General features: G+C 73.6%; 6 protein-coding genes. 1 reads left to right on the top strand and 5 read right to left on the bottom strand.

Annotation, left to right across the window (positions count from 1 at the left end; all coding sequences use genetic code 11):
• Positions 1 to 435 precede the first annotated feature (435 nt).
• Both ACIQOV_RS18125 and ACIQOV_RS18120 read right to left on the bottom strand, forming a co-directional pair.
• Positions 436 to 1,590, bottom strand: coding sequence for a glycosyltransferase (locus ACIQOV_RS18125; RefSeq protein WP_380353155.1), 1,155 nt, complete (start codon positions 1,588 to 1,590; stop codon positions 436 to 438).
• A gap of 261 nt (positions 1,591 to 1,851) precedes the next feature.
• Complete coding sequence (locus ACIQOV_RS18120; RefSeq protein ID WP_359903353.1) at positions 1,852 to 2,292, bottom strand: SRPBCC family protein; 441 nt, start codon at positions 2,290 to 2,292, stop codon at positions 1,852 to 1,854.
• Between the two features lie 91 nt (positions 2,293 to 2,383).
• Here ACIQOV_RS18120 and ACIQOV_RS18115 point away from each other — a divergent pair, with 91 nt between their 5' ends.
• Positions 2,384 to 3,286, top strand: coding sequence for a HipA family kinase (locus ACIQOV_RS18115; protein ID WP_401049562.1), 903 nt, complete (start codon positions 2,384 to 2,386; stop codon positions 3,284 to 3,286).
• Between the two features lie 218 nt (positions 3,287 to 3,504).
• On the opposite strand, the gene ACIQOV_RS18110 is transcribed toward ACIQOV_RS18115, so the two are convergent.
• The 3 genes from ACIQOV_RS18110 to ACIQOV_RS18100 all read right to left on the bottom strand — a co-directional run.
• Positions 3,505 to 4,992 (bottom strand): S8 family peptidase, encoded by a 1,488-nt coding sequence (locus tag ACIQOV_RS18110; RefSeq protein WP_401049560.1) that lies wholly within the window; start codon positions 4,990 to 4,992, stop codon positions 3,505 to 3,507.
• 253 nt (positions 4,993 to 5,245) lie between these two features.
• Positions 5,246 to 6,364, bottom strand: a complete 1,119-nt coding sequence (locus ACIQOV_RS18105; protein ID WP_401049559.1) for an amidohydrolase family protein — start codon at positions 6,362 to 6,364, stop codon at positions 5,246 to 5,248.
• Between the two features lie 3 nt (positions 6,365 to 6,367).
• On the bottom strand, positions 6,368 to 7,426 hold a 1,059-nt coding region (locus ACIQOV_RS18100), incomplete at its 5' end, for a glutamine synthetase (protein ID WP_401049558.1).

Here is a 7,426-nt window from a genome sequence, read left to right as displayed (position 1 = left end):
CCCTCCCGAGCGCGGCACACTGTCGTGGTCAATGGTCATCAGCGCACGATCTCCCCTGCTGTGTGCCCGGGGTGACGGTGCCCCGGCACCGGCTGGCGCGGGGCTGCCGTCCCGGCCCGGTGGGCGCGGTCCTGACAGCGCCTGCTGCCGCTGGCGGCTTCCGGATGTCCGGTGGCGGGGCCGATTGCGAAGGAACCGGTCACGAAGGAGTCGGTCGCACGGAGCTCAGCCGTGAATTCCCGGCATGAAATCAGAACGAAGCAGGCAAAATCCGACAATACAGAACCGGGCCGTACGGAGCGGAAGTTGACTTGCCGATTCATTCCAGCCGCCCATTAATAGGTATTTCGGATTTAATGCCTCGCCTCCGCATCCAGTTGAGGGTGCGAATACGACAACACCGGAAACGGCGGGCATTCACGGCATGTGAAACGATCAGATCCGCTCTGGGACACGGGCCCGGCGGCGCCCCGACGCCGGGCCCGCACCCAGCAGGTGACGGTAGAGAACGTCCACCTGTTCGACCACGGTGCGCACGTCGTGCCGACCGATCACGTGGTCGCGCAACCGGGCACCGCGGCGCTCGCATTCGATCGAATCGGACAGCGCGTCCCCCATTCGGGCGGCGAGGGCCCGCGCGTCCTCGGGCGGGACCACCGCCCGCGCGAGCTCGGACGGCGGCAGGCACTCCCGGGCACCGGGCACATCGGTCAGCAGCACCGGACGGGCGGCCGCCATCGCCTCCAGCGGGGCCAGCGCCATCCCCTCCCAGCGCGAGGGCAGCACCACCAGATCGGCCGCCGCCAGCCACGGGCGCGGATCCGGCACGTCCCCGACCAGCCGGATCCGGGCGGGCTCGGCGGTCTGCCGGACCAGCTCCGCCACCCGCTGCTCCTCCGGCCCGCCGCCGACCAGCGCCAGCCGGGCCCGCGGCACCCGGCGCAGCACCTCCGGCCAGGCGGCCAGCAGCACGTCCTGGCCCTTCTGCCGGCACAGCCGCCCGACGCACACCGCGAGCGGGGCGTCCAGGTCCAGACCGAGCGCGATCCGGGCGGCGCGGCGGTCGGCGGGCGCGTAGTGGCGCACGTCCACGCCGTTGGGCACCACCGCCCAGTCGGCGTGCACCCCCGCCGCCACGCCGTCGGCCCGCTCCTGGACACTGACGCACAGCACCCGGTGCGCCCAGCGGGTCGCGAACCGCTCCCAGCGCAGGGTGGCGGCGCCCAGCGCACCGTCGACGGCGGCGAACGACCAGGCGTGCGGCTGGAAGACGGTCGGCACCGCGCCGCGCACCGCGAGCCGGCCCGCCAGCCCGGCCTTGGCGCTGTGCAGGTGGACCACGTCGGGCGCCGCCGCCCGGACGATCCGGCGCAGCCGCCAGGCCTCGGCGGGGGTGCCCGGGCCGGGCGAGCGCCGCGCGGGCCAGTCCTGGACCAGCGCGCCCACCGCGGCGGCCTCCCCGGCCAGCCGCCCACCGCGCGGGCAGGCGACCATGACCCGGTGGCCGGCCTCCCGCTGGCCCCTGACCAGATCGGCGACGACGCGGGCGACCCCGCCGTCCACCGGCTGTGAAATGTGAAGGATCGTCATATGCACGGCGGCGAGCCTAGGGTGGCTCGCCGGTTCCGGGCGGCTCTCGTCACCCGCAGGTGGCGGTTCGGCCACCCGTACGGCTTTCGGCTCGTACGGGAGACCGAAGCGCTCGAATCGGCAGGCGATTCGAGCGCTTCGATGGATCCACGCGCGCGAATCGCGCGGTTGGCGATTCCGGCGGGGCCGGACGGCCGCGGCGGCCCTCGGCGGCCGCAGCGGTTCTCGGGAGGTCCCGGTGGTCCCTGAGCGGGCTCAGGCTCAGCGGACCTCGGCGGCCAGGTTGGCCAGCACCTGGTCGTGGATCCGGTTGAGGCCCTTCGGGGCGAAGGTGCGCTCGAAGAAGCCGCCGATGCCGGTCGCGCCCTGCCAGGTGGCGGTCACGGTGACCTTGGAGCGGCCCTCGCCGACGGCCGAGACCGTCCAGGTGATCACCATGCTGGAGTTGGCGTCCTTCTCCACCAGCTGGTCGGGCTCGGGCGCGGAGACGGTGAAGAGGCAGTCGCGCACCCGCTTCTCGGTGGCCTGGAGCCGCCAGTGCACCTGGGTGCCGGCACCGGTGCCGCCGACCCGCACCTCGTACTCGCTGTACTGCGCGGGCAGCAGCTTCGGGCGGGTCACCTGGTAGTCGGCCAGCGCCTCGTACACCCGCTCGGGGGCCGCGTCGTAGACCCGCTCCGTGGTGGCCTGCACCTGTCCCATGACCTTGCTCTCCTCATCCGGTGGGAACCGCTCTGTCCGGCAAGCCAATCACAGGCTCACGCCCGCGACGCGGCGGGATAGGGTGGCCGGTGTGCTCGATCTGGTGACTGCCGTGCGCTACGTCGATCCGCTGCGGGCCGGCGGCTCCGTCCCCGGCGTGGTGGAGACCGACGACCTGGGAACGTACGTGGTCAAGTTCACCGGGGCCGCGCAGGGCCGCAAGGCGCTGATCGCCGAAGTGATCGTGGGCGAGCTGGCCCGGCGGCTGGGCCTGCGGGTGCCGGAGCTGCGGCTGGTGGACTTCGACCCGGCCGTCGCCGCCCAGGAGCCGGACACCGAGATCCAGGACATGCTCAAGACCAGCGCCGGCCTCAACCTCGGGATGGACCTGCTGCCCGGCGCGCGGGACTTCACGCCGGGGATGATCGCGGTGGACTCCGCCGAGGCCGGCCGGGTGGTCTGGCTGGACGCCCTGACCGGCAACGTCGACCGCACCGTGCACAACCCCAACCTGGTGGTCTGGCACGGGCGGCTCTGGCTGATCGACAACGGCGCCGCGCTGATCTTCCACCACCGCTGGGCGGGGGCCGGGGCGGCGGTCGGCAAGCGGTACGACCTCAGCGCCCACGCGCTCGGCGGCTCGGCCCCGGACGTCCGGCTGGCCGACGAGGAGCTCGGGCCGCTGGTCACCGTGCCGCTGCTGGAGGAGGTCGTGGCGCTGGTCCCGGACGAGTGGCTGGCCGGCGAGCCCGGCTTCGACTCGGTGGACGCCGTCCGGCACGCCTACGTCACGCACCTGGCCGCCCGGGTGGTGCTCTCCGAGGAGTGGCTGCCGGAGGGCTTCGCCACGCCCGAGCAGCTGCGCGAGGCGGAGCGGCGGCGGGCGGCCCGGACCAGGGCGGGGCGGCCGGCCTGGCTCCAGGAGGTGCCGGACCTGCACGGCAAGCCGTCGGTGGAGACGGTCTGGGAGCACCACTTCGACGAGGAGCGGTAGTTCTTCGTCGGGTCGGGCGCGGGGCGACCGCGGCCGGTGCTCCGGCACTCCGGCGCCGCGGTGCCGCGGTGCCGCGGTGCCGCGGTGCTCGAATGCGACCGAACAGCGACCGAAGGGCGATCACCCGCGACCGGCCGGTGCGCGAACGCGGCCGGGGAGCGGGACCCAGTGGTCCCGCTCCCCGGCTCTACTGTTCAGTGCTGTCCGCGGTCAGCGCGTCAGCGCCACCACTGGACCGCCTTCTCGGCGTTGACCAGGCCCGCGCCGTAGAAGCCGTTGTCGTCCGCGCCGCCCTCGCAGGTGGCCTTCCAGGTGCCGGCACCGCCCGGGTTGAACTCGCCCTTCGGGCACGGGACGGACTCGGCGTGGGTGGTCAGCAGCTCGGTCAGCTCGTCCGGGCTGGCCCACGGGAAGGTGCTGGCGAGCAGCGCGGCCACGCCGGCGACGTGCGGGGTGGCCATCGAGGTGCCCTGCATGTAGCCGTACTTGCCACCGGGGATGGTCGACCGGATGCGGCCGTCCTTGTCCGGGGTGTTCGGGAACTGGAAGCGGCGGTCGCCACCCGGCGCGGTGACGGACACAACGCCCTTGCCGTAGCTGGAGTAGTACGCCTTGACGCCGTCGGAGCCGACCGCGGAGACGGCCACGACGCCGGGCAGCTCGGTCGGCAGCGACAGGCAGTCGTTGGTGACCGGGCGGGTGCCGGGGGTGGTGTCGTCCGGGCTGGCCACGTCGACGGTCTTGTGCGCCAGGTCGATGTTCTCGTTGCCGGCGGCGGCGATGTTGAGCACGCCCTTGCGCTGCGAGAAGGCGACGGCCTTGCGGACGGCGTCCGAGATGGCCGCCTGGTCCTTGTCCGTCTTGCAGTTGAACATCCACGGGTCGACGAAGTAGCTGTTGTTCGTGACCTTGAAGCCGTGCTCGCCGGCCCAGACGAAGCCGCAGACCGCGTTCTCCGGGTAGATGAACCCGCCGTCGTCGACGACCTTGACGGCGGCCAGCTTCACGTTCGGCGCGACGCCGACGATGCCCTTGCCGTTCTTGGCGGCGCCGATGGTGCCGGCCACGTGGGTGCCGTGGTCGCTGGTGGTCGGCTGCCAGGCCTTCCAGTCGGTGTTCGTCTTGCCGTCGATGCAGGAGACCGACTGCGAGGCGTCCACGTTGGCGGCCAGGTCCTCGTGGGTGGCGTCGATGCCGGAGTCCAGCACGCCGACGGTGACGTTGCGGCTGCCGAGCGAGATCTTGTGGGCCTTGTCGGCACCGATCTGACGCATGTCCCACTGGTAGGCCTCGTCGGGGTCCTCACCCGGGGCGGCCGCCACGGCGGCCGACTCGGTGGCGACCTCGGCCTTGCCCTGGTCGGAGGCCTGGATGCCCTTGGTGCGGCTGGCGCCGACCGAGTCGACGCCCTTGGCCAGGCGCAGCTTCTCGGCGAACTTGGTGTCGTTCGAGCGGGCGACGACGACGCCGACCTGCTCGTAGGACTGGACGACGGTGCCGCCGAGGCCGGTGATGGCCTTCTCGACCTTCTGCACCTGGCCGTGGTTGGCCTTGGTGTTGACGACGTAGCTCATCAGCGGACCGGTCGTCGAGTCGGCCGCGGGAGCCGCGACGGCGGTGCCGGCCGGCAGCGCGAGGGCACCGGCGGTGGCGAGCACGACGCCCACGGCCGCGTACCGGGTACGGCTGATCCGAGGAACACGCATGAGGGTTGGCCTCCCGAGGCGTCAGGCGGCAGCTGCGGTGGGCAGGTGCGCTTGGGAATGACCGGGACGCTAATGAATATTTGGTTATAAGCGCAAGGGGTAGTCATCTAATCGTCACATCTTGACCAGGAACAGGGGTTACCGCCGCCCGGCGGTCAACAAGGAAACAGAGGTCAAGAGTGTTAAAAAGTGATGGTTCGCCGACGTGCCGCCACACCCGTCACGGCATCCACCACCAGGACGGATCGCACCCCTACAACGCGTACAGCCGACGCGCGTTGTCGGCCGCGAGCAGCCGCGCCACCCGCCCGGCATCGGCCGCGGAGCAGGCGCCGTCGGCACGCCAGTCCGCGAGCACCGCACCCAGTCCGTACCGGAACTGACAGGTGCCCACCAAATAAAGTTCGGGCAGCCCGTAGGCGTCGGTGGAGAACAGCAATTTGCCGAACGGGGCCAGCTCCAGCATCTCGCCCAGCACCGCGGCCACCCGCGGCCCGGTGTAGGAGGCGGTGAGCCCGAGGTCGGTGTACACCGTCGGGAAGGCCTGGGCCAGCCAGGCGGCCTGCCGGTGGTACGGGTACCCGTGCAGCAGCACCAGCGGGACGCCGCTGGGCTCGGCGGCCCGCACGAAGTCCGTCAGCAGCGACGGGTCGGCCCGGTGCAGGGTGAGGTCCGGATCGCCGAAGCCGGTGTGGAGTTGGAGCGGCAGGCCGAGCTCGGCGCAGACGTCCACCGCCGTCCAGAGCAGGTGGTGCAGCAGCACCGGGTCGGTCAGCCGGCCCCGCCCGCCGCGCAGGTGGGCGCCGGCCGCGGCCACCACGGCCGCGGCGGCGGGGCGTTCGGCGGGCGCGGCCAGACCGTGCCGGTAGGCGAGCACCGACTTGACCGCGACGGCCCCGGCCGCGGCCGACGCGAGCGCCTGTGCGACGGCCCGCGGCCAGTCCCCGGCGCCGGCCGTCACCGTCTCGGCGACCGACTCCAGCCGGACCACCTCGCGCACCGACGCCCCGGTGGCCGCGGCGAGTTCGGCCAGCGGCAGCAGCTCGTGGCCGACGGCGGTGGCCAGCCCGGTGTCCACCAGGCAGGTGTCCAGGCCGGCCGCCGCCAGCAGTCGCCCGGTGGCCTCGGCCGCGCCCAACTCCCGCCGCCGGGCCAGGTAGTCGGCGGCCGGGGCGTGCACCGGCAGGCCGAGCACGGGCGGGCACCAGCGCCGCACCGCGAGGCCCAGCGCGCTGTCGAAGGGCGAACAGCCGGGAGCGGGCGGCCGGTCGGACTCGGTGAGCAGCCCGGCCAGGGCCTCGTCGGTGAGCTCGGCCGCCACCACGCTGTGGCAATGGTGGTCGACCAGCGCGGGCGCCCCCGGCCGGGCCACCGTTCAGTACCGCCAGCGGGTGGCCATGACCAACTCCTCGGGAGTGACGGCCGCGTACTGCTCCTGCTCCGCCCGTCGCACCGCCAGCACCGCCTGGTAGAGCGGCTCGCCGAGCGCCTCGCGCAGCACCGCGGAGCGCTCGTACGCGGCGATCGCCTCGGCCGGGCCCGCCGGCAGCCGGGGCACCGTGCCGGGCTCGGCGGCCGCCGGATCCCCGGTGAACTCCGGTGGCAGCGCGCGGCGCTGGTCCAGCCCGGCGAGACCGGCGGCGATCACCCCGCCGACCGCCAGGTACGGGTTGGCGCTGGCGTCGAAGCACTTGACCTCGGCGTTGGCCGCGGCGGCCCGCTCCCCGGTGGAGCCGGTCACCAGGCGCAACGCGGCCTCGCGGTTCTCCAGACCCCAGCACTGGTAGGCGCCGGCCCAGTGCGAGGGCACCAGCCTCAGGTACCCGGCCGGGCTGGAGCAGCCCAGCACCAGCAGTTCGGGCAGCGCGTCCAGCACCCCGGCGAGGAAGCCCTCGGCCTCGGCCGTCAGGCCGTGCGGACCGGGGCCGCCGTGGCCGAGGTTGCGCCCGTCGCGCCAGAGGCTGAGGTGCAGGTGCCCCCCGTTGCCGACGCCGCCGGTCTCGACCACCGGGGCGAAGGAGACCCGCAGGCCGTGCCGGGCGGAGACGGCCCGGACGGTGTGCCGGACCAGGACGGAGGTGTCGGCGGCGGCGACCGGGCCCTCGGGGGCGACCGAGACCTCGAACTGGCCCGGGGAGTACTCGGGGTGGATCTGCAGGACGGTCAGCCCCTGCCGGCCGAGGGCTCGCAGGACGTCGCGCAGGTAGTCGGAGAGGTCGGTGACCCGGTGCATCCCGTACGCCGGGCCGTGCGTCGGGTACTGCGGGTCCTCCTTCGGGGCGCCGGCCAGGGCGACCGTCCACTCGACCTCGATGCCGGCCTTGAGGCCCAGGCCGCGCGCGGCCGCCGTGGCCTCCGCCCGGCGGGCGAACAGCCGCTGGCAGCCGGGGTGCGGGGCGCCGGCCTGGGTGTACCTGTCCCCCGGGGTCCAGGC

It is taken from the genome of Kitasatospora sp. NPDC091257 (assembly GCF_044757675.1).
Lineage (GTDB): Bacteria > Actinomycetota > Actinomycetes > Streptomycetales > Streptomycetaceae > Kitasatospora > Kitasatospora lactacystinica.
The sequence above is the reverse complement of the archived record's forward strand: the minus strand, read 5'-3'. Positions and strand labels throughout refer to the sequence as shown.